The organism is Streptomyces sp. NPDC127129 (assembly GCF_042671585.1).
GTDB lineage: Bacteria > Actinomycetota > Actinomycetes > Streptomycetales > Streptomycetaceae > Streptomyces.
This window is the reverse complement of sequence record NZ_JBHXTV010000010.1, coordinates 160,470-180,656: the sequence shown is the minus strand read 5'-3', so window position 1 is coordinate 180,656 and position 20,187 is coordinate 160,470. Positions and strand designations below refer to the sequence as shown.

Here is a 20,187-nt window from a genome sequence, read left to right as displayed (position 1 = left end):
AGCCGGTGTGTCCGCGGGAGGCGGCCGGCGCGGGCAGGAGACCTGCCCGGTCGCTCAGGACGCGCGCGGCGGCCACGAGCGCGGGCCGCACAGGCCCTTGCTGTGGCCATGACACGCGCCGGACACCGGATCCGCGCCGCGTGCCGGCAGGTGAGTCTCGCGAGGCGTCACTCGAGGCATGGGCCGAATCTAAACCGGACACCGGTGCGACACCAGGCCTTCAGGGAGCATCGGGCATGCTCCGAAAGGAGTAGGCCGATCGCCCTTGTACGGGCCGCCCTTCGCGGTCACATGACCCGGCGGCACACCAGCTCCGGTACCGACAGGGGCCGCGCGCCCTTCCCGGCGGGGTCGATGAGGCGCGCCTCCACCGCCTTGTTCACGGCACCGATGCGCGAGGCCACCCCGAGCTTCTCGAAGATGTTCCGCAGGTGGCGCTTCACGGTGGCCTCGGTGATGCCCAGCCTGGTGGCGATCTGCCGGTTGCTCAGCGCGCCGGCGACCTGGGTGAGGACCTCCCGCTCGCGGGGCGAGAGGGAGTTGCCGGCCCCGCGGATGGCCGTCTCCGGAGTGGCCCTGCCGGGCAGGGCGATCATGACCTGCGGGTCACGTGCCATGGATCCGCGGATGGCGCAGAGCAGCGAGTCACGCGGCGAGCTCTTGTGCAGATAGCCGTGGGCCCCGCGGGCGAGCAGCTCGTGCACGAGCGGGCCGTGGTCGTGCATGGACAGCATCAGCACCCGCAGACGCGGGAAGCGCACGGTCAACTCGCTGACCACACTGGGGGCGTGATGGTGGGGCATCTCCACGTCGAGCAGCACGACGTGCGCTCCGGTGGTGGCCACGAGGTCGCCGAGCCCCACGGACGTGTCCGCCTCGGCGACGACCCGGAGGTCGTGCTCCGTGTCGAGGAGCTGGCAGAGGGCGTCGCGCAGCAGGGAGTGGTCGTCGACCGCGATGATGCGGATCGGCTCCCCCGGCCACGGCGGCCTGGTCTCATCGGGCGTCCGCATGCCACTCCTCGCCCGCCGGGACCGTGAAGGCGAGGGTCGTGCCCGCGCCCGGAGCGCTGTCGATCTCCATCCGGCCGCCCAGGATCCGGATCCGTTCGGCCACGGACGCCAGGCCGTTGCCGAACGTCCACTCCCCGGGCAGGCCGACTCCGTCGTCGCTCACCCGGGCGTCCAGCCCGCGTACGTCACACCGCACGTCGACGGTCACCCGGGACGCGCGGGCGTGCGCCAGGGCGTTGCGCAGGCACTCGCGCAGGACGAGGAAGAGCTGCTCGCCGAGGGCCCCGGGCAGCGGATCGCCGAAGTCCTCGATCCGGATCTCGACGACGGGCCGCTCGACGGCCATGGCCGTGACGAAGGCCGCCAGGGCCGCCTGGAGGGAGCCGGCGGAGTGTGCGCCGGTCCGCAGTTCGGTCACCACGTCCCGCGTGCTGTGCATCGTCTCCAGGATGGCCTGCTTCAGGCTGTCGAGGCGGGGGTCGGTCGCCGAGGAGACGTTCTGGGTCAGTTCGTAGAGCTCCAGTTGGCGCAGAGCCAGGCTGGCCGCGCTGCCGATGCGGTCGTGGATCTCTCTCGCCATCGCGTCGCGACTCTGCCGGGCGGACTCCCGGAGGAGGTCGAGAAGGTGGAGGTCGGGGCCCTCCGCATCGCTCTCCAGGGAGCGGGCGACCGCCGCCTGGAGCGTCGCCATGAGTCGTGTGGCGCTCAGCTCGCCGTCCGGCCGACGGGTGAGCGACCGCTCCAGGAACTCGGCGACGACCTGGACCAGTACAGCCCCCGCACGCAGGGCGTGGACCGGTACCGTCCCCCGTTCGCTCCACGCTCCCCCCGGACGGCGTGGCGCCGGATCCGGCCCGGGTCCGCCCTCGCGGGGCGCGGCGGCGCCGCTCCCCAGTGCGGCGCGGCATTCGGAGAGGATTCCATGAACCCGCGCACATACGGAATCCCAGACTTCCACATTCGTCCCGATCGGATTCCGCTGCTCGACCAGCCTGCTCCGATAGACGTCCAGCAACTCGGGCTCGCGGGCGACTAATTCCGCGACCAGTCCCCCGTCTTCGTCACAAGGACCTTGGCGCGGATTTCCCTGCGCCGACGCGTCGGACACGTCTCCCCCTCCCCCATACCCTTCCCCCTCCGCCGGCCCCCTCGTCGCGCAGTCGGTGCAAAACGGAGAGAAAGGCCGGAGATCGTCATGATCATGCCGTACCGGCAAAAGGACGTCAAGTGCCGCGCCCGCGGAATCCAGACCTCTCCACGCCATTGATCCGCCAGGCAAATCCGACGAAAGAACTCGGACGGCGACGAAGGCCCGGCATATCCACTTCCCATGAGTACCAGGGGGCGCCGAACACGAACCGAGTGGCGGACGAACGCGCGCCGAACACCGCGGCGGCCCCCCGTGGCAGCGCCGGACGATCCTCCCGCCGCACACCCTCCCGGCAGGCACGTCAACAGCTTTTTCCGGCCGAACCGGGGGCACCCGCGCCGATCGGTCCTCCGCCCGGACCCGCCGCCGTCCGGAAGGCTCCGCGACGAGACGCATCTCCCCCGGGACAGCGAAACTCCCCTTTGAGCCAACTCCCCGACCGCGACCATCACCGCGCTTGTGCCCCTGCATTCGAGCCGCATAGGGTCACCGCGACCCGGAATTCCCAGTCCGGCCGCGAAGCACATCGTCCCCAGTATCCGACCGAATCCCGGTGGAATATGTCTCCGCTCTCCGCTCTGAGCCGCAGGACCAAAGTCCCGGTGCGCACACTCCGTTCCTATCAGGACCTCGATCTCCTTCCCACACTTCCCGAATACGATGAGTCACATGTACGCAGGGTTGCACTGGTAAAGGCGCTTCTGAACATCGGTGGACTTCCGCACGCCGAGGTACGCAGACTCGTCAGGCACGTCGAGGACGAACGACCACCGGCGAGCGAATTGCTCCGCATCACGCAGTACGCCTTACCCACCCCCGGCTCCGCCTCGCACGACCTGGAGTGGGAACGGGCTCAGGCCAGGGTGTCCGACCTGATCCGGGGCTGGGGCTGGCAGGTGAGCCCGGACAACCCCGCCTGGCAGACGCTCTGCCAGGTGACCATCGCCTGCACATCGCTCGGTCACCATGAAATTCCACGGTTGTTCCACGCGTATGCCGAACACCTGGAGCGGATCGCACGGCTCGAGGTGCAAATTCTCGGCGAACAGGGCCACCCGGAAAGCGCCGCGACAAGTCTCGTGGCGGTGACGGCACTCGGCGACATCGCCGTGTCCGCGCTGCGCCGGCTCGCCCACGAGCATTTCCTGGCGTCGGCAGGGAGCGGAACGGAACACTCCTCCCCCCGCGAGGCGGGCCCCGGCAGCAGGGCGGACTCCCCTCCGGCCGAGGCGACGCCGGACGCCCATCCACCCCGGCTCCACGAGATCACCACAACTGTGCATGAAATAAAGTGAGTTCTGGCACATGTGTTCACAGAACACCCCAGAGATCGCTAGCTTCCCCTCAACATCGTTCGCACCGGGAAGGACCTCTGTGAACGCATCACCTCGCAGAGCCGCGGCCACCCTGACCGCAGCTGCTCTCGCGACCCCGCTCCTGCTGGGCTCCGCCTCACCCGCCTCCTCCCAGCAGGACAGGCCGGGCAAGGACGCCGCCGCGCTCTCGAAGGCGCTCGTCCGCGAGGCATCCGCCAAGGACGCCTACAAGCACCTGCAGAAGTTCCAGGCGATAGCCGACTCGGCCGGCGGCCACCGCGTCGCCGGCTCGCTCGGGCACGACGCCTCGGCGGCCTATGTCTACCAGCAGTTAAAGAAGGCCGGGTACAACGTCTCGTACCAGAAGTTCTCCTTCGTCTACACGCAGACGCTGGCCGAAAAGCTCTCCACCGTCACGCCCGCCCCGCGTGACATCGAGATCAAGGCCCTCACGTACACCAAGTCGACACCGGTCGGCGGGGTCGGGGCCGAGCTGGCCGCCGTTCCGGTCGACGCGGACGGCACCACGGGCTGCGAGCCCGGCGACTACGCCCCGGGCGCCTTCACCGGCAAGGTCGCGCTGATCAAGCGCGGCGGCTGCGCCTTCGCCGTCAAGCAGGAGCGGGCCGCGGCCGCGGGCGCGATCGGCGCCCTCATCTACAACAACATCGACGCCGGCTACGGCCCCCTCTCGGGCACGCTCGGCGACCCCGCCGCCGCGAAGATACCCACCGGCGGTCTCAGCAAGGCGGACGGCGAGAAGCTCACGGCGGACCTCGCAGGCGGCCCGGTGAAGCTCTCCCTCGAGATCCGCCAGCTCCAGGAGAATCGTTCCACCAACAACGTCATCGCCGAGACCAAGGGCGGCAACGCGGCCGACACGGTGATGCTCGGCGCCTCCCTGGACTCGGTGGTCACGGGCCCCGGCATCAACGACAACGGCTCCGGCTCGGCCGGACTCCTCGACGTCGCGCTGAAGCTGGCCGCGAAGGAGAAGAGCCCCCGCAACAAGGTGCGCTTCGCCTGGTGGTCGGCCGCCGAGAGCGGCCTGGTCGGCTCGCACCACTACGTCGCGAACCTGACGCCGCTCGACAAGCGGGAGATCAAGCTCTATCTGAACTTCGAGCTCATCTCCTCGACCAACGGGGGCATGTTCGTCTACGACGGCGACAACTCGGACGGCGCCAACACGCAGGCCGCCCCTGCGGGCTCCGCCCGGCTCGAGCAGGACATCACCGCGTTCCTCGGCAAGCAGGGCCTGCCGCACGCCGGAACGCCGTTCGTCTTCCGCTTCGACTACGGCCCGTTCCTCGACGCCGGCATCCCTTCGGGCGGCACGTTCTCCGGAGCCGAGGCGCTCAAGACGCAGGCCGAGGCCGAGAAGTTCGGCGGTACCGCGGGGGTCGCGTTCGACCCGAACTACCACGCGGCCGGCGACACCCTCCGGAACGTCGGAATGGCGGTCTTCGACCGCAACATCGACGTCATCGCCAACGCGGTGGGTACGTACGCGCACGACATCAGCGGGCTGAAGCAACAGCCCGCCGGCGCGCGGACGGCCGCGGACGCGACCCCCGGCGTCACCGCAGGCGTCACCGGCCCGCGCGGGTCCGGCGCCCACGGCGTGACCGAGTAGTACGGCGCAGAGTCCAGGCCCCCGGTGCCGGCGTCCCGACCGACGGACCCGGCACCGGGCGGCGCCAAACCACGAGGCGCCACGCACCGGGGGCGGTGCCCCACCGGGCACCACGCTCCCAGGCAAGCCCACAGCACAGCCGCCCCACCTCGTCGCCCCACCCGTCGCCGGACAGAAAGCAGACGCCATGGCCTTCGACGTCACCGCCCTCCGCGCCCACTTCCCCTCCCTCGACCACGGCCTCGCCTTCTTCGACGGGCCGGGCGGTACGCAGACCCCCCGCCCCGTCGGCGACGCGATCGCGGCGACGCTCACCGGACCTCTCTCCAACCGGGGGACGGTCAGCCCTTCGGAGCTCAACGCCGAGCGGTCCGTGGCGGACTTCCGCGCCGCCTACGCGGACTTCCTCAACATGCCCGCGAACGGCATCGTCCACGGGCGCAGCGCCACCCAGCTCACCTACGACTTCTCCCGCACCCTGGCCAAGGGGTGGAAGGCGGGGGACGAGATCATCGTCAGCCGTCTGGACCACGACACCAACGTCCGCCCCTGGGTCCAGGCCGCCGCGCACGCGGGCGTGACGCTCCGCTGGATCGAGATCGATCCGGAGACGGCGGAGATCGACCTGGAGTCGTACGAGCGCGCCCTCTCCCCCAGGACGCGGCTGGTCGCGGTGACCGCGGCATCGAACGTCCTCGGCACCAAGCCGCCCGTCCGCCGGATCGCCGACCTGGCCCACGCGGCCGGCGCCCTGCTGTACGTGGACGGGGTGCACTACGCGGCGCACCACCTCGTGGACGTCCCGGCGCTGGGCGCGGACCTGTTCGTCTGCTCGTCGTACAAGTTCCTCGGGCCGCACGGCTCGGTCCTCGCCGGAGCGCCGGAGCTCCTCGACACCCTCCGCCCCGACAAGCTGCTGCCCTCCTCCGACGACGTACCGGAGCGCTTCGAGTTCGGGACGCTCCCGTACGAGCTCCTGGCGGGCGCCCGCGCGGCGGTGGACTTCCTCGCCGAGGTGGACCCGGGCGAGGGGGTCACGCGCAGGGAGCGGCTCGCACACTCCTGGGGCTCCCTGCACGCGCACGAGCTGGCGCTCCGTACGAGGCTCGAGGAGGGGCTCCGGGCCCTGGGCGACGCCGTCACCCTGCATTCGAAGGCCCAGGACCGGACTCCGACGCTGCTGATGACGCTCGAAGGACGGGACGAGCGCGAGGCCCAGATCCATCTGGCGGCCCGGGACGTCCTGGCCACCGCCGGCCAGTTCTACGCGTACGAGCCGTTCACCGCGCTGAAGCTGGAGGGCCCGGCGCTGCGGGCGGGTCTGGCGCCGTACAACACGGTCGAGGACGTGGACCGCCTGCTCGACGGTCTCGCTTCGTTCCTCTGACATGACGAGTGTGCGGCGGCTCCGGCCCAGGGGTTGACCGGAGCCGCCGTGCCGTTCAAAAACAGGGGGTCTGAGGAGGAGGGGGCGACCCGCATGTTCTGTTCGGGCCCGTGGGGGCACCCACAGTAAATATATATACCGTCGAGTAAGCAAGGTGCATGAAAAATTTCATGCACCTTCAGGGCATGAAAATCAGCGGCCGGTCAGTCGTCCAGGAAGAAATCGTGCTGTTCCGCCGCCTGCTCGTACTTCTCCAGCCGGAGCTGCGTCCGCTCCGGATCCGCGTCCGCCATGGCCTGGAGCAGGGCCGCGGAGAGCACGCCGGGCGCCGCGTACGAGTCGAAGACCAGCCGTGACCCCGTACCGGCGGTGAACACCACGTCGGCCTCGTCGACAAGGGGGCCGAGCGCCAGGTCCGTGATCAGCACGACGCGCAGCCCGGTGCGGCGGGCGGCCCGGACGACGGCGAGGGTCTCGTTGGCGTGCCGGGGCATCGCGAACGCCAGCACCCACGTCCCGCCCGCCTCGCGCGCCTGGAGCAGCCCGTCGTAGGCGACGCTGCCGCCCCGCGTCACCACCCGCACATCGGGGTGGATGCGTCGTGCGGCGTACGCGAAGTACTCGGCGAGCGTGACCGAGATCCGCAGGCCGACGACGGTCAGGGGGACGGACCGCGCCAGCTCGCGGCCGATCTCCAGGATCTGGTCGGGGTCGGCGAGCACCCGCCGCAGGGCGGTCAGGTTCTCGATCTCGGCGTCGACCGCGGACTGGAGTTCGTTGCCGAGCCTCTCCTCCGCCTCCTCGGGCGCGCCGGCGATCGCGCTGAGCGCGATCGGCTGCAGGGCCTCCCGGAGCGCGGGGTACCCGCTGAACCCGAGCGACGTGGCGAACCGGGTCACGGACGGCTGGCTGACACCGACGCGCTCGGCCAGCTCGGTGATCGACAGGAACGCGGCCTCGGTGAGGTGGTCGATGAGGAACTGGGCGATGCGCCGCTGCCCGGGGGACAGCCGGTGCCCGCCGAACAGTGCCCGCACCCGCTCGGCGGGAGAAGCGACCTCCGCGTCCGACGAGCGCCTGCCCGGTGTGATCGCGGCTGCCTGTGCGCGCGCCTGCTGCCCAGATGGCACGGGGTGCCTCCTTCTCGTCCCACTGCTGCCCAAGATAGTTCACACGGGCCGGGCTTGACCGGCCCGGACGCGCGCGGGCGTCAAGGGCGGCTCGGGAGGGAAGGCGCTCGGCGGCGCACCCACCGACCCCGGTGGGACGAGTGCCCACACCGATGTCGTGAAGGGCAGGATTCCCCCATGAGACTCACCCTCGACGACGGCTGGACCGCGACGGTGGAGGGCGGCCCGCTGCGCGTCGCTCCGCGCTTCGACTTCGCCGACCAGCGGGTCCGCGTCGCGGCGTACGCGGACGTGGAGGAGCGCGAGCGGTTCCTGAGGGACACCTTCGGCAGTGGTCCGTGGCTCTGGGACACCCCCGACGAGCTCCGGTTCGACGCGCGGAGCCGGGAACTGGTCGGCGCCGAGTTCCAGTTGCCCTCCCGGGTCGCCGACGCCGAGGACTCCGCGCGGGTTCCTCCCACGCCCACCGCCCGGCCTGGCGGCCTGCTCGCGGACGAGGCGCGGGACTTCCGTCTGGAGGTGACCGCGGAGCTCTGCCGCGCGCCCGGCGACACCGCGCTGACCTGTCTGCGCGACCTCGGCGTCCTCGACCGGCCGCTCGAGGCCCGCGTCGGCATCGCCCGCGACGTGGCGCTGCTGATCCAGGACGGGACCGTCGTCGGCTGGAGTCTGACCGACCCCGCGACCTCTCTGACCACCGGCTTCGCCGCCCCCGACCCGGCACCCGCCACGCCCGCGACCCGGCTCCTGTTCACCGCGTGCATGGACCTGGTCACCACACCGCTGCTCGACCGGGTGAAGGACCGGGACCCGGACGCCCTGACCGGACTGCGGGCGCTCGACCACGCGCTGCGGGAGCAGAGCGAGGACCGCCACCGGGCCGACGCCCTGCACGCGCTCATCGCAGGCCTGGTCGAGGACTACGCCGACCGTCCGGGCGGCCGGAAGCCGTGAAACGATCGTGACGAGACGGCGGACGACGGCGGACGACGGAGGCTTCGACGACCATGGCTGATCAGCGCGTGTACCTCGTGACCGGCGGAGGGACGGGCATCGGCGCCGCGACCGCCCGTCTCCTGCGGGAGGCCGGCCATCACGTGGCGGTCTCCGGGCGCCGCCCCGAGCCGCTCCGGCTCGTGGCGGAGGAGTACGGCGCCCTGGCCCTTCCCTCCGACATCGGCGACCCCGAGGCCGTGCGCGCGCTCGTCGAGGCGACCGTCGAGGAGTACGGCCGGCTCGACGGGCTCGTCCTCAACGCCGGCATCGGGCGCGGCGGTGGTGTGGGCGAGGTGACACCGGAGGACTGGGAGGCGGTCATGCGGACCAACCTCACAGGCCCGTTCCATCTGCTGCGCGCCGCGCTCCCCCATCTCCTCGACGCCCGGGGGGCGGTGGTCGCGGTCGCATCGGTCTCGGCCCTGCGCAACGGCGTCGGCAACGCCGCGTACGCCACCTCCAAGGCGGCCCTGCTCCAGCTCTGCCGCTCCCTCGCGGTCGACTACGGGGCCGCCGGACTGCGCGCCAACACCGTGTGCCCGAGCTGGGTGCGCACCGACATGGCGGACCGCCGGATGAGCCGGTTCGCCGACGAGGCGGGGCTCGGGACCGGAGGTGTCGACGCCGCGTACGAGGAGGTCACCCGCGTCCTGCCCGCCGGGCGTCCGGGCGAGCCGCGCGAGGTCGCCGAGGCCATCGCCTGGCTGCTCTCGCCCGCCTCCTCCTTCGTCAACGGCGCGGTGCTCACCGTCGACGGCGGCGTGACCGCCGTCGACCCGGGCACGCTGGCCTTCGACTTCCGCATCGAGCCGCGGGGCCCTCACGCCTGACCTCGTGTCAGGAGCGGTTCCCCAGAGGCGAGGTCGGCAGCTGCTTCCCTGACGTGAGGTCAGGGGCGGCGGCGCAGGCGCACCGACAGGTGGTGCTGCAGCGGCTGTCCGACCGCAGCGAGGTCGTGGACGAAGTCGAGCGTGCCCTCGTCCACCAGGGTGTAGCGGCGGCGCGTCCCGTTCACCTCCTTTGCGGTGGGCGTCAGCGCCACCTCGTGGCTGGAGAGATCGACCGTGCCGGCGCCGGCCCGCCCGACGAGGATCTCGGCGATGCCCGTGGGCTGGGTGACCAACGCCTCGACGCGTCCCTCGGGTTGGATGCGCCACCAGCCGCTCTCCCGGGCCGACGGCCGCAGCGGGGCGCCGTCCGCGTCGAGCAGCCAGGCACGTGCCTCGTAGTGGAGGAAAGGGCGCCCGTCGTGGCTGAAGGTGACCTCCTGCGCGTACGTGAACTCCTCGTCGAGCGTCGGGTACCCGCCCCGGCCCTCGCCGGACCAGGTACCGAGCAGGCCGGTCACCGGCGCGAGCTGCGGGTGCGCTGCGGGAGCCTCGTCCGGTCGCAGGGCGTCGGGGAACGGGTACTTCCGGGCGGGGTCGAACATGATGCGCGCTCCTGGATCGTGGCGGATGCCGGCACCGATGCCGGTGCGGTGGCCGGTGCCGGACGGCAGCTTAGGAGGACGCGGCCGCTCCGCCGTCGGGGCGCGAGGCGCCGGAAGGGTCTTCCCGGTCCGGGGCGGACGCGCGGGGCCGCCCGGGCGTAGGCTTCGACCGGCAGGAACGCGACGGGGGCGGGAGCACATGGCGGCTGAGCGGGCACAGCGGTGGGAATCGACCCTGGATGCGGTCGTGGTGTACGCCCAGGGCGCGCTCTGCAGCCGCCTGGCCAGGGGCGAAGTGCCGGCCGACGGCCGGGTGCGGGTGACGGGACTGCCCCGCTCGCTCGACCCGGGCTCGCTGCGGGCCCGTGTCCTCGGCGCCTCCGGGGTCCGTGTGACGGAGGCCCGGGTGGAGGTCGAGGCCGAGCCGCTCGGCACGGATGCCACGGGCGGCACGGCCGACGAGTTGCGGCGCGAGGTGGAGCGGCTGAGCGACGCGTACGCGGCTGCCCGGGCCCGCCGGGACCGTCAACTGAGCCTGATCGAGGAGATCAAGGCCCTCCACCCGGTCCCGCCCGCCCGCAAGCGCGACGACCCGCACCGCCGTACCCCGGCCGATGCGTGGCTGGAACTCGCCGACTTCGTCGACAACCGGCTGACGGGGCTGCACAGCCGTCTTGTCGAGCTGGAGGAGACCCTGCGCGACGTCGAGCACGCACTCGATGTCGCGCACGACCGGCACGCCCGCGCCTCCACCGCCGCGTCGTCCGCGTACGTGGAGACGACCGTGTCCGCGGTCCTGAGCCTCGACACCGCCGGCTCCGACGACGCCGACGCGGGCGCCCGGGCGGTCGTGGAGGTGGAGCTGGAGTACGGGGTTCCGGGCGCCGTCTGGGTGCCGGCGTACCGGCTCACACACCGTCAGGGCGACGGCGGCGGACGCCTGGTGCTGCGCGCCTCGGTCGCGCAGCGGACCGGCGAGGACTGGACCGGCGTACGCGTCGCTCTGGCCACGGCCGATCTGCGCCGCCGCACCGACCTGCCGAAGCTCCGCTCCCTGCGCATCGGACGCCGTCAGCCCGCCCCCGCGCCCTCCGGCTGGCGCGAGCCCCCGGCGGGGCTCGCCGATCTGTTCGCGGGGTACCAGGCGGCCGGCCCCCGCCCCGCCGCCTCCGCGGCCGTCGCGGGCGGCGCCGGGACCGTCTCCGTTCCGCTGCCGCCTCCCCCGGCGCCCGCCGCGCAGGGCTACGGTGCACAGCCGCCCGGAGCGCTCCCGGTGCCCGGCGGCGCGTACGGCTCCTCCTCCCCGGAGACGCTGAGCGTCGGGATGCCCGCCCCCGTCCAGCCGGGCGGGCCTCCGCCGAGCGCCCGGTCGCGTACGGGCGGCGGGTTCGGCGGCGCCCCGGTGCCTCCCCCCATGGCAGCCGCCGCACCCATGGCACCCGCCGCACCCGGCGGGCCCCCGCCGCCACGGTCCCCCGCCCCCGCTCCGGTCGCCGGTCCACCGCAGCCGAGCGGCGCCGAGCTCGACTACGCCGCCCTCGTCCTGTGCGGCCCGGACGAGCCGGGCAGTCGCCGGGGCAGGCTGTTCCCCGACTCCTCCTTCGACCCGTTGGCGGCCGAGCACCGCCGCCGGGCCGAGGCGGTGGCGGCGTTGCCGCTGCCGGGTCACGCCGTCCGCCCCCGCGAGTCGGCGGGCTCCTTCGACCACCGCTTCGACGCCGCCGCCCGCGCCGACATCCCCTCGGACGGCACCTGGCACACCGTCACCGTCGGGGAGATCCCGGTCGGTCTGCGCACCGAGTACCTCTGCGTGCCGTCCGTCGAGCAGACGGTGTACGGGACGCTGGTGCTCTCCAACGCCACCGACCAGGCCCTCCTGGCCGGGCCGGTGGAGGTGACCGTCGACGACGAGTTCCTGCTGACCGCAGCCCTGCCCACGCTCGCCCCCGGCGGTGTCCGCCGGGTGGGGCTCGGCCCTGCCGAGGGCATCCGGGTCACCCGCCGTACGAGCCTGCAGGAGTCGACCTCCGGTCTGCGCAACAACACCACCGTGCTGGCCCACCAGGTCCACGTGGAGCTGGCCAACCGGCTCGCGCGGCCCGTCACCGTCGAGATCCGCGAGCGGGTGCCGGTCACCTCGGAGGCCGACGTACGGATCGAGGAACGGGCCGACTGGTCGGCGCCCGGGGAGGACACCGGGCCGGACCGCCACGCACCGGGCAGCCGCGTCTGGCGGGTCGACCTCCCGGCGGGCGCCACCACCGCCCTCGACGGCGGCTACGAGATCCGCATCCCGGCCGGCAAGGCCCTGGCCGGCGGCAACCGCAGGAGCTGACGCACATGTCCACGGCCCCGAAGCCGATCGCATCCCCCGCGAACGCCGTCCCCACGAGCCCCGTCCCCGCGACCGCCCTCGCCCCGATCGCCCTCCCCGTCACCGCCGTCACCTGCCTCGAAGACCGGGCGCACGTCGAGCGCACCGCCCTGCTCGACCTGCGGGCCGGAGTCCAGCGCCTGCGTCTCGGGCCGGTCAGCGCGCTCGCCGTCGACCGGACCCTCCATGCCGAGCTGACCGCCGACCACCCCGCGAGCGTGCTCGACGTACGGATCGTCCGCAGCTGGACGCCCCGCGCGCCGCTGCCCTCGGCCGAGGACGACTCCGCCCTGCGCCACCGCGTCCACGCCCTCGAGGAGGAGCGGCTCACTCTCGCGCAACGTCGCGAACGGCTGCACGCCCGGCTCGGCCTGCTCGGCCGGCTCGCCACGGATCTGCTGCGGGACATCGGCGAGGGGGCGGGCTCCGGGGAGACCGAGCGGGACCGCTGGACCCGCGAACTGGACCGGGTGGACGCCGAACGCGACGCGCACGGCGAGGAACTCCGCACCGTCGACGCCAGGTCGGCCGAGCTCGCCGCCGAACTGGGCGAGGCCCAGCGGGCCATGAACCTCTCCGAGGAGGAGCCCGCCGAGCTGGTCGGCCATGTCGAGCTGACCGTGGAGGCCGCGGCCGCGGGGCCCGCCGGGCTCCGGCTGAGCCACCTCACCCCGTGTGCGCTGTGGCGGCCCGCGTACCGCGCCGTACTCGACGGGGACTCCCTGACGCTGGAGACCGAGGCGATGGTCTGGCAGCGCACCGGCGAGGACTGGACGGACGTACGGCTGACCCTGTCGACGGCGCGTTCGGCTTCGGCCACGGAGCCGCCGCGGCTCGGTGAGGACCGGCTCACGCTCACGGACCGCTCGGCGGCAGAGCGCCGTACGGTCGACGTGGAGCTGCGCGAGGAGGAGATCGGCGACCTGGGGCCCGCGGCCCCGGTACTCGGTCTGCCGGGGGTCGACGACGGCGGCGAGGCGCGGGTCCTGCGCGCCCCCGCGCCGGTGTCGGTGCCCGGCGACGGCCGCGCCCACCGCGTGCCGCTCTCGGCCTTCACGACGGCCGCGCGCAAGGAGTACGCCTGCTCCCCCGAGCTGTCCCCGCTGGTCACGCAGGTGGTGCGGTGCGAGAACCGCTCCGGCCACGTGCTGCTCGCCGGGCCCGTGGACCTGGTCCGCGGCAGCGGGTTCAGCGGGCGCGGAACGCTGGACTTCACGGCGGTCGGCGCCCCGGTGGAGCTCACGTTCGGCAGCAGTGACGACTACCGGGTGGTCAGGCGGTCCGAGGAGTCCCGCGAGACCACCGGGCTCGCCCAGCGCACCGTGGTGACCCGCACGGTGCGCCTGCACGTGTCACGGTTCTCGGCCCCCGGGGAGCAGGGCGAGCGCGTGGTCGCAGTGCGTGAACGCCTCCCGGTCTCCGAGGTCTCTGCGGTGGAGGTACGTCTCCACAAGGACGCGTGCTCCCCGCCGCCCGACGCGGTCGACGCCGAGGGCATCGCCCGCTGGGAGGTCGCGCTCCCGCCGGGCGGTCGCCGCACGATCACGCTGGTCTACGAACTGTCGGCGAGCTCGAAGGTCACAGGGCTCTGACCGGAGGGCGCGGGACTCCGAGCGGGCGCGGGGCGACCGGCGGGCCTGGGGCTCCGAGCGGCGGGCGCTGAGCCGCCCCCCGGGCGGCCCGGGTGCCCGAGCCGCCACGGAGCGGGTCACGACGGGGTTGCGCGGATTCGGGCGGCTCCGGAGCGATGATTTCCGGGCCGCTCGACGGTCGTACCCATGAGAGCCGCAGCGCACCCGACGAGACCCAGGAGTCCGCGATGCCCAGGATCACGCCCAACCTCTGGTTCGACACGCAGGGCAAGGAGGCCGCGGAGTTCTACTGCTCGGTCTTCCCCGACTCGGAGATCAGGAGGATCTCCTACTACGGCGAGGCGGGCCCCCGCGAGGCCGGAAGCGTGATGACCGTCGACTTCGTCCTGGACGGGAAGGAGTTCACCGCGCTCAACGGCGGGCCCGACTTCACCTTCAACGAAGCCTTGTCCCTGCTCGTCGACTGCGCGGACCAGGACGAGGTCGACCACTACTGGTCCAGGCTGTCCGAGGGCGGCGAGGAGGGCCCGTGCGGCTGGCTGAAGGACCGGTTCGGCGTGAGCTGGCAGATCGTCCCGTCCGTCCTGGAGGAGCTCATCGCCGACCCGGACGAGGCCCGCGCCCAGCGGGCGATGAAGGCGATGCTGGGCATGGGAAAGCTCGACATCGCCGCGTTGCTGGCCGCGGCGGACAAGACCTGACCGGTACAGAAACGGGCAGGACCGTGGGCGGCGCTCCCGGTGGGCCGCAGGGCGGAACGGCGCGATCATGGAGGTGAGGGAAGCTGACGCGAGGAAGTGACGATCATGGACGGCTCCCGGACCTCCTACCCTCCGGTCACGGTGACGGCCCGGCTGGACACCCCGCTGTCGCGCTGGCTGTGGCTGGTCAAGTGGGTCCTGGTGATCCCCCACTGGATCGTCCTGATCTTCCTCTGGATCGGCTTCCTGATCGTGACCGTGATCGCGTTCTTCGCGATCCTGTTCACCGAGCGCTATCCGCGGGCCCTGTTCGACTTCAATCTGGGGGTGCTGCGCTGGTCCTGGCGGGTGTCCTTCTACTCGTACAGCGCCCTGGCCACCGACCGTTACCCGCCCTTCAGCCTGGGCCCGGAGCCCGGCTACCCGGCACGGCTGGACATCGCGTACCCGGAGCGTCTCTCGCGCGGTCTGGTCCTCGTCAAGTGGTGGCTGCTCGCCATCCCCCAGTACCTGGTGATCGCCTTCTTCGCCGGCGGGATGCGGGCGGGATGGTGGAGCGGCGGCCTGACGTCGCTGCTGACCCTGATCGCGGCCGTCGCCCTCGCCTTCACCGGCCGGTACCCGCGGGATCTGTTCGTCCTGGTGGTCGGCCTGAACCGCTGGGTCCTGCGGGTGGCGGCCTACGCCTTCCTGATGACGGACGCCTACCCGCCGTTCCGGCTCGACCAGGGAGGCGAGGAGACCCCGGTCAAGCCCTGGCCGGTCGAGGACCGCTGACCGCCGGGCGCCGACGGGAAGGGCCCGCCCCGGGCCGGACGGCGGATGTCGGGGTGCGGATCAGGAGTAGACGAGCGGGCAGCCGCGGCGGATCGAGTGCTGCGCGGCGCGCAGGTACAGGGCGACGTAGAAGGCTGTGTCCAGGTCTTCGCCCCACGGTCCCGGCCGGGTCGCGGCCAGCTCCTTCGCCGCTCCGTCCATGAACCACGTGGTGAGGTCGAGGTTGTCGCACATCGACGGGGTCTCGGCCGGCAGGGCGACGGCCGCCGACAGTCTCTCCGCGAGGGCCAGCACCTGAGGCGCGCCGGCGACGACGGTCGACTCCGTGTAGCCGGTCTCGAACGGGAGCCGGATCTCCTCGTCCAGCGACAACGGAACCAGCACCGACCAGCCGCAGACCGTGTCGAACTCCTCCGGTGTCAGGTGCGCCTCGCACAGGGCGCTGAAGCCGTCCATGGGAGGGATGAGCTTCTCCTCGAACGCCTGCCCCGAGCCGCGCACGAAGGGGGCCTCCTCGGGCACGGAGAGATAGGGCGCCAGGCCCCGCTGCCGCAGCTCCCCGTTCAGCGCCGCAGCGACGTCGCCCCACCCGTCCTCCTCCGCACCGAACCACTCCGCCGCGTCGACACTGACCAGATATATGCCCATGGCCCGCAACGTACAGCGCACCACTGACACCCGGGGATCACCGACAACATCGGTTTCCGGTTCAACATCGACCGGGTCCGCTCCCGGTGGCATCCGTCCCGGCCCTTCCGCAGACTTTCCGTATGAGGGCCGATGCCGAGGCGTTCCTCCGTCGACTCGCCCGGGAATTCAGACCACGGGCGGACCGCTCGGTCGATGTGATCCTGGTACGGCTCCAGGAAGAGCTTCCCGAGCTGTGGGAGCACGAGGATCTGGCCGCCATCACGCTCAGTGAGACGGCCGGGCACGTCATGACCTTCCTCGACGCCCTCGAGAACGGCCTGGACGCCACCGAGGCCGAGCCACCGCCCGAGGGCCTCGAACTCGCCCGGACCTTCGCCCGGCGCGGGCTCTCGCTCAGCACGCTGCTGCGCGCGTACCGGATCGGCCACATGAGCGTGCTCCAGCAGCTCCAGGCCGAGGCGCTCCGGCTGACGGGGGACGCGGAGCTGGTCAACGCCGCCACGATCAGGATGACCGGGACGGCGTTCGCGTACGTCGACCGGGGCTCGCAGCAGGTGGTCGCCGCGTACCAGGAGGAGCGCGACCGGCGGCTGCGGCGGCGCCTCGCCCTGGCGGCGGAGGCGAGCCTGCGGATCGGGAGCACCCTCGACATGGCCCGTACCGCCGAGGAGTTGGCCGAGGTCGGCACCGAGGACTTCGCCGAACTGGTCATCGTCGATCTCCTGGAGCCCGCCCTGCAGGAGGACGCCCCGCCCCATCCGGCCGCGGAGGATCCGGTCCTGCGTCGCGTCGCCCAGCTTCCCGCCGGACCACAGTCGTTCACCGTCTCCGTGGGGCGGACGCATCACTTCCCGCCCGATTCCGAACCGGCGCGCGCGCTGGCCACGGGAAGGCCCGCCCTGTGCGAGGTGAAGGGCACGTCGGCGTGGTGGACTCAGGAGGCGGGAGGCGACGTCGCCTTCCCCTCGGTCCTGCTGCTCCCGCTCCAGGCGCGCGGGAGCGTCCTCGGCCTCGTGCAGTTCTTCCGCGGCCCCGACGCGGCCCGGTTCGACGAGGACGACCTGCATCTCGCCCAGGAGATCGCCGCCCGCGCGGCGGTGTCGATCGACAACGCCCGTCAGTACACGCACGAACATCTGACCGCGCTCACCCTCCAGCGCAGCCTGCTTCCCCGGCACACTGCGGTGCAGTCGGCCGTGTGGACGGCCTCCCGGTATCTGCCCAGCGGAGCGCGTGCGGGTGTCGGCGGCGACTGGTACGACGTGATCGCGCTGTCCGGTGCCCGTGTCGCGCTCGTCGTGGGCGACGTCGTCGGCCGCGGTCTGCATGCCGCCGCCACCATGGGCCGCCTCCGTACGGCCGTCCGGGCCTTCGCCGACATCGACCTGATGCCCGACGAACTCCTCACCCACCTCGACGACGTGGTCATCCGGATGCAGCGCGAGGAGGGCCGCGACGACGGCGAACTCAGCGCCACCTGCCTGTACGCCGTGTACGACCCGGTCTCCCGCGTCTTCTCGCTGGCCAGCGCGGGACATGTGCCCCCGGCCGTGGCGCACCCTCCCGGAGCGGCACCCGCCGATCTCGCCGACGTCCCCGACCTTCCGATCGGCCCACCCCTGGGGCTCGGCGGACTGCCCTTCGAGACGGTCCAGTTGACGCTGCCGGAGGGCAGTCTGCTGGCGCTGTACACCGACGGTCTCATCCAGAGCCGTACGTACGACGTGGACACCGCCCGCGCCGCCCTGGGCGCCGCCCTCGCCGGAGCGCCCGAGGATCCGGAGGAGGTCTGCGACAGGCTGCTCGCCGCGCTGCTGCCCGACCACCCCTCGGACGACGTCGCCCTCCTGGTGGCCCGCACCCGTGCGCTCGACCCCGGCCACGTCGCCACCCTGGACGTCACCTCCGACCCGGCGGCCGTGGCCGGGGCCCGCGCCTTCACCGCCGAGCGGCTCACCGACTGGGGCCTGGAGGAGCTCGCCTTCACCACGGAGCTCGCGGTCAGCGAGCTGGTGACGAACGCGATCCGGTACGGCAAGCCGCCCGTCCGGCTGCGGCTGATCCTCCAGTCGACGCTCACCTGCGAGGTCTTCGACGGCAGCAACACCGCGCCGCACCTGCGCCGCGCCCGGACCTCCGACGAGGGCGGCCGCGGCCTGCTGCTGGTCGCCCAGATCACCGAGCGCTGGGGCACCCGGCAGGGCCGCGAGGGCAAGGTCATCTGGGCCAAGCAGGCCCTCCCGGCATAGCCGCGGCCGCGCCCGGTGGGCGTCGGCGCGAAACGGGACTCTTAGCCGAAAATGCCTCTGGCGCCGGCCCGTGGTCGGTGCCACCCTCGTGCGAATCGGCCGAGTGCCTTTCCGATCGGCCCGCATGCCGAGATCGCTGGAGGAACCGTGTCCGGTTGTTCAGATTCCTGTGGTGCGACGAGCGGCGCGCAGCCCGGCCCGGTCTTCATCCCCCAGGGCTCACTGCGGGTCGGCCCGCCCGAGGCCGCCCCGCTGACCCGGCTGCTGGTCGAGATCCCGGCCGACCCGGCCACCTCGGAGCGGGGAGAGCTGGAGAACGACGTGCAGCTCGTCGCCTTCGGAGACGGCACGTACTGCCTGACGCACGCGCTGCGACACCGGCAGATCTTCGGCGGCGAAGACCTCCGCAGGACGGTGGAGGCCCTCTCTGCGGACGGAGCCGTGGACGATGCGGTGTTCGCCCTGATGAAGGCCGAGGGGTTCGTCTCGGGACGGGGCGAGGACAAGAACGCCGTGCGCGCCTCGCTGGCCGCCCAGGAGGCCGAGCGGGTGGAGAAGGATCCGGACTTCTCCCTGCTCCGCGTCCTGCTCACCGACTTCTGCAATCTCAAGTGCGACTACTGCAAGGTCGTCCAGAACGTCGAGGCACCCCAGAAGGCGCCCACCGGCACCGCGCGGCTCACCGAGGTCGTCGAGTACTTCTTCGCCAACTCCAGGCCCGCCCAGCCCAAGATCATCCACTGTACGGGCGGTGAGCCGACCCTGCACTGGCCGGAAATGGAGCACCTCCTCGAGGAGAAGCAGCGGCTCGCCCGGCCGGACGAGAACTGCTGGGTCGTCGTCGGCACCAACGCGACCCTGATCACCGCCGAGCGCGCCCGGACCCTCGCCCGCCACGGCGCCAAGTGCATCGTGTCGATGGACGGACCGGAGGAGATCCACGACCTCTTACGCCCCAACCACGCCGACCGCGGCTCCTGGACGCAGGTCGACCGGGGCATCAGGATCCTTCAGGAGCACGGTGTCGAGGTGTCCATCTCCGCCGTCTTCGGCAGCCACAACCTGACGCGGGCCGACGAGATCATCGAGTGGTTCATGGCCGAGTACCGGCCGACCGGCCTGGGCGTGAACTTCATGAAGCCTCCCACACCGCAGCAGCAGGACTACCCGTATCTCATCGACGGTGTGGACTACGCACAGACCCTCTACGACATCCACCGCAAGTGGCGCGACCAGGGCCTGTTCCTCGAACTCGTCCACCGCAAGCTGGAGCCGTTCGTCAAGGGCCACTACCGCTTCCACGACTGTGGGGCCGCGGCCGGCGCGAACCTGAACCTCGACGCCAAGGGGAAGGTCGGACCCTGCAAGTCGTTTCTCGTCATGGACCGGCTCGCGCTCTCCGCGCTGGACGGCACCGCGTACTCGGATTCCGTCCTCAGCCGCTGGCGGATGCGGTCACCGATCTACTACACCCACTGCGACGGCTGCTCGGCCCGTGGCATGTGCGGCAACGGCTGTGCCTACGACGCCTACGTCGCCCATGGGGACGAGATGTCCATCGACCGCAGAAGCTGCGAGTACACCAAGAGGTTCAACGAGCTGATGCTGCGCGACCTGTTCGAGCTGTCGGGCGGCGGCGAACGCGTCGAGCGCGAGGGTGCCTACGCGGTGACCCAGCGGGGGCGCGACCTGGTGATGGGCGCGGTCGCGGCGATCCCCGGCACACTGTCGTACTCGATCGGGCACCACACCCACCAGTAGCACCGCGGGAGGACGAAGGCGA

At 72.2% G+C, this 20,187-nt stretch carries 16 protein-coding genes; 11 read left to right on the top strand and 5 right to left on the bottom strand.

Going from position 1 to position 20,187, the window contains the following annotated elements; translation table 11 throughout:
- Positions 1–287: 287 nt before the first annotated feature.
- Both ACFVGW_RS20760 and ACFVGW_RS20755 read right to left on the bottom strand, forming a co-directional pair.
- Positions 288–1,013: a LuxR C-terminal-related transcriptional regulator gene (locus ACFVGW_RS20760; protein WP_385853017.1), complete on the bottom strand. Its 726-nt coding sequence runs from the start codon at positions 1,011–1,013 to the stop codon at positions 288–290.
- The gene (locus ACFVGW_RS20755; protein WP_385853016.1) at positions 997–1,704 is read right to left on the bottom strand and encodes a sensor histidine kinase; all 708 of its coding nucleotides are present in this window, start codon (positions 1,702–1,704) and stop codon (positions 997–999) included. The genes ACFVGW_RS20760 and ACFVGW_RS20755 overlap by 17 nt, the downstream gene beginning before the upstream one ends.
- A gap of 1,019 nt (positions 1,705–2,723) precedes the next feature.
- Between ACFVGW_RS20755 and ACFVGW_RS20750 the strand changes: the two genes are divergently transcribed.
- The 3 genes from ACFVGW_RS20750 to ACFVGW_RS20740 all read left to right on the top strand — a co-directional run bounded on the left by ACFVGW_RS20750 (position 2,724) and on the right by ACFVGW_RS20740 (position 6,502).
- Positions 2,724–3,458: a MerR family transcriptional regulator gene (locus tag ACFVGW_RS20750; protein ID WP_385853015.1), complete on the top strand. Its 735-nt coding sequence runs from the start codon at positions 2,724–2,726 to the stop codon at positions 3,456–3,458.
- Positions 3,459–3,537: 79 nt separating this feature from the next.
- Positions 3,538–5,115: a M28 family peptidase gene (locus ACFVGW_RS20745; protein ID WP_385853014.1), complete on the top strand. Its 1,578-nt coding sequence runs from the start codon at positions 3,538–3,540 to the stop codon at positions 5,113–5,115.
- 187 nt (positions 5,116–5,302) lie between these two features.
- Positions 5,303–6,502 (top strand): cysteine desulfurase-like protein, encoded by a 1,200-nt coding sequence (locus ACFVGW_RS20740; protein ID WP_385853013.1) that lies wholly within the window; start codon positions 5,303–5,305, stop codon positions 6,500–6,502.
- A gap of 203 nt (positions 6,503–6,705) precedes the next feature.
- Here ACFVGW_RS20740 and ACFVGW_RS20735 read toward each other — a convergent pair whose 3' ends face one another.
- Positions 6,706–7,632, bottom strand: a complete 927-nt coding sequence (locus ACFVGW_RS20735; RefSeq protein WP_385853012.1) for a MurR/RpiR family transcriptional regulator — start codon at positions 7,630–7,632, stop codon at positions 6,706–6,708.
- 177 nt (positions 7,633–7,809) lie between these two features.
- Here ACFVGW_RS20735 and ACFVGW_RS20730 point away from each other — a divergent pair, with 177 nt between their 5' ends.
- Both ACFVGW_RS20730 and ACFVGW_RS20725 read left to right on the top strand, forming a co-directional pair.
- Positions 7,810–8,586, top strand: a complete 777-nt coding sequence (locus ACFVGW_RS20730; protein WP_385853011.1) for a hypothetical protein — start codon at positions 7,810–7,812, stop codon at positions 8,584–8,586.
- A 53-nt stretch (positions 8,587–8,639) separates the two neighbouring features.
- On the top strand, positions 8,640–9,458 hold the full coding sequence (locus ACFVGW_RS20725; RefSeq protein WP_385853010.1) for an SDR family NAD(P)-dependent oxidoreductase: 819 nt from the start codon (positions 8,640–8,642) through the stop codon (positions 9,456–9,458).
- 59 nt (positions 9,459–9,517) lie between these two features.
- Here the strand turns inward: ACFVGW_RS20725 and ACFVGW_RS20720 are convergent, their stop codons facing one another.
- Complete coding sequence (locus ACFVGW_RS20720) at positions 9,518–10,060, bottom strand: FABP family protein (protein ID WP_385853009.1); 543 nt, start codon at positions 10,058–10,060, stop codon at positions 9,518–9,520.
- A 199-nt stretch (positions 10,061–10,259) separates the two neighbouring features.
- On the opposite strand from ACFVGW_RS20720, the gene ACFVGW_RS20715 reads away from it, so the two are divergent.
- The 4 genes from ACFVGW_RS20715 to ACFVGW_RS20700 all read left to right on the top strand — a co-directional run bounded on the left by ACFVGW_RS20715 (position 10,260) and on the right by ACFVGW_RS20700 (position 15,504).
- Positions 10,260–12,395, top strand: a complete 2,136-nt coding sequence (locus tag ACFVGW_RS20715; RefSeq protein WP_385853008.1) for a DUF4139 domain-containing protein — start codon at positions 10,260–10,262, stop codon at positions 12,393–12,395.
- 5 nt (positions 12,396–12,400) lie between these two features.
- Positions 12,401–14,026 (top strand): mucoidy inhibitor MuiA family protein, encoded by a 1,626-nt coding sequence (locus ACFVGW_RS20710; protein WP_385853007.1) that lies wholly within the window; start codon positions 12,401–12,403, stop codon positions 14,024–14,026.
- Between the two features lie 227 nt (positions 14,027–14,253).
- A complete protein-coding gene (locus tag ACFVGW_RS20705) occupies positions 14,254–14,727 on the top strand; it encodes a VOC family protein (RefSeq protein WP_383223693.1) in 474 nt (157 codons plus the stop codon).
- A 105-nt stretch (positions 14,728–14,832) separates the two neighbouring features.
- Complete coding sequence (locus ACFVGW_RS20700; protein WP_385853006.1) at positions 14,833–15,504, top strand: DUF4389 domain-containing protein; 672 nt, start codon at positions 14,833–14,835, stop codon at positions 15,502–15,504.
- 60 nt (positions 15,505–15,564) lie between these two features.
- On the opposite strand, the gene ACFVGW_RS20695 is transcribed toward ACFVGW_RS20700, so the two are convergent.
- Positions 15,565–16,152 (bottom strand): hypothetical protein, encoded by a 588-nt coding sequence (locus tag ACFVGW_RS20695; RefSeq protein WP_385853005.1) that lies wholly within the window; start codon positions 16,150–16,152, stop codon positions 15,565–15,567.
- 122 nt (positions 16,153–16,274) lie between these two features.
- On the opposite strand from ACFVGW_RS20695, the gene ACFVGW_RS20690 reads away from it, so the two are divergent.
- Both ACFVGW_RS20690 and ACFVGW_RS20685 read left to right on the top strand, forming a co-directional pair.
- Positions 16,275–18,404 carry a SpoIIE family protein phosphatase gene (locus ACFVGW_RS20690; RefSeq protein ID WP_385853004.1) on the top strand — a complete coding sequence of 710 codons (2,130 nt, stop codon included), beginning with the start codon at positions 16,275–16,277 and terminating at the stop codon, positions 18,402–18,404.
- Positions 18,405–18,551: 147 nt separating this feature from the next.
- Positions 18,552–20,165: a radical SAM protein gene (locus tag ACFVGW_RS20685; RefSeq protein ID WP_385853003.1), complete on the top strand. Its 1,614-nt coding sequence runs from the start codon at positions 18,552–18,554 to the stop codon at positions 20,163–20,165.
- Positions 20,166–20,187 lie beyond the last annotated feature (22 nt).

Coding starts and splice junctions, on each gene's coding strand:
- ACFVGW_RS20725 (WP_385853010.1), top strand. CDS start 8,640: ATGGCTGATCAGCGCGTGTACCTCGTGACCGGCGGAGGGACGGGCATC.
- ACFVGW_RS20710 (WP_385853007.1), top strand. CDS start 12,401: ATGTCCACGGCCCCGAAGCCGATCGCATCCCCCGCGAACGCCGTCCCC.
- ACFVGW_RS20720 (WP_385853009.1), bottom strand. CDS start 10,060: ATGTTCGACCCCGCCCGGAAGTACCCGTTCCCCGACGCCCTGCGACCG.
- ACFVGW_RS20760 (WP_385853017.1), bottom strand. CDS start 1,013: ATGCGGACGCCCGATGAGACCAGGCCGCCGTGGCCGGGGGAGCCGATC.
- ACFVGW_RS20715 (WP_385853008.1), top strand. CDS start 10,260: ATGGCGGCTGAGCGGGCACAGCGGTGGGAATCGACCCTGGATGCGGTC.
- ACFVGW_RS20740 (WP_385853013.1), top strand. CDS start 5,303: ATGGCCTTCGACGTCACCGCCCTCCGCGCCCACTTCCCCTCCCTCGAC.
- ACFVGW_RS20755 (WP_385853016.1), bottom strand. CDS start 1,704: ATGGCGACGCTCCAGGCGGCGGTCGCCCGCTCCCTGGAGAGCGATGCG.
- ACFVGW_RS20750 (WP_385853015.1), top strand. CDS start 2,724: ATGTCTCCGCTCTCCGCTCTGAGCCGCAGGACCAAAGTCCCGGTGCGC.
- ACFVGW_RS20730 (WP_385853011.1), top strand. CDS start 7,810: ATGAGACTCACCCTCGACGACGGCTGGACCGCGACGGTGGAGGGCGGC.
- ACFVGW_RS20695 (WP_385853005.1), bottom strand. CDS start 16,152: ATGGGCATATATCTGGTCAGTGTCGACGCGGCGGAGTGGTTCGGTGCG.
- ACFVGW_RS20690 (WP_385853004.1), top strand. CDS start 16,275: ATGAGGGCCGATGCCGAGGCGTTCCTCCGTCGACTCGCCCGGGAATTC.
- ACFVGW_RS20700 (WP_385853006.1), top strand. CDS start 14,833: ATGGACGGCTCCCGGACCTCCTACCCTCCGGTCACGGTGACGGCCCGG.
- ACFVGW_RS20705 (WP_383223693.1), top strand. CDS start 14,254: ATGCCCAGGATCACGCCCAACCTCTGGTTCGACACGCAGGGCAAGGAG.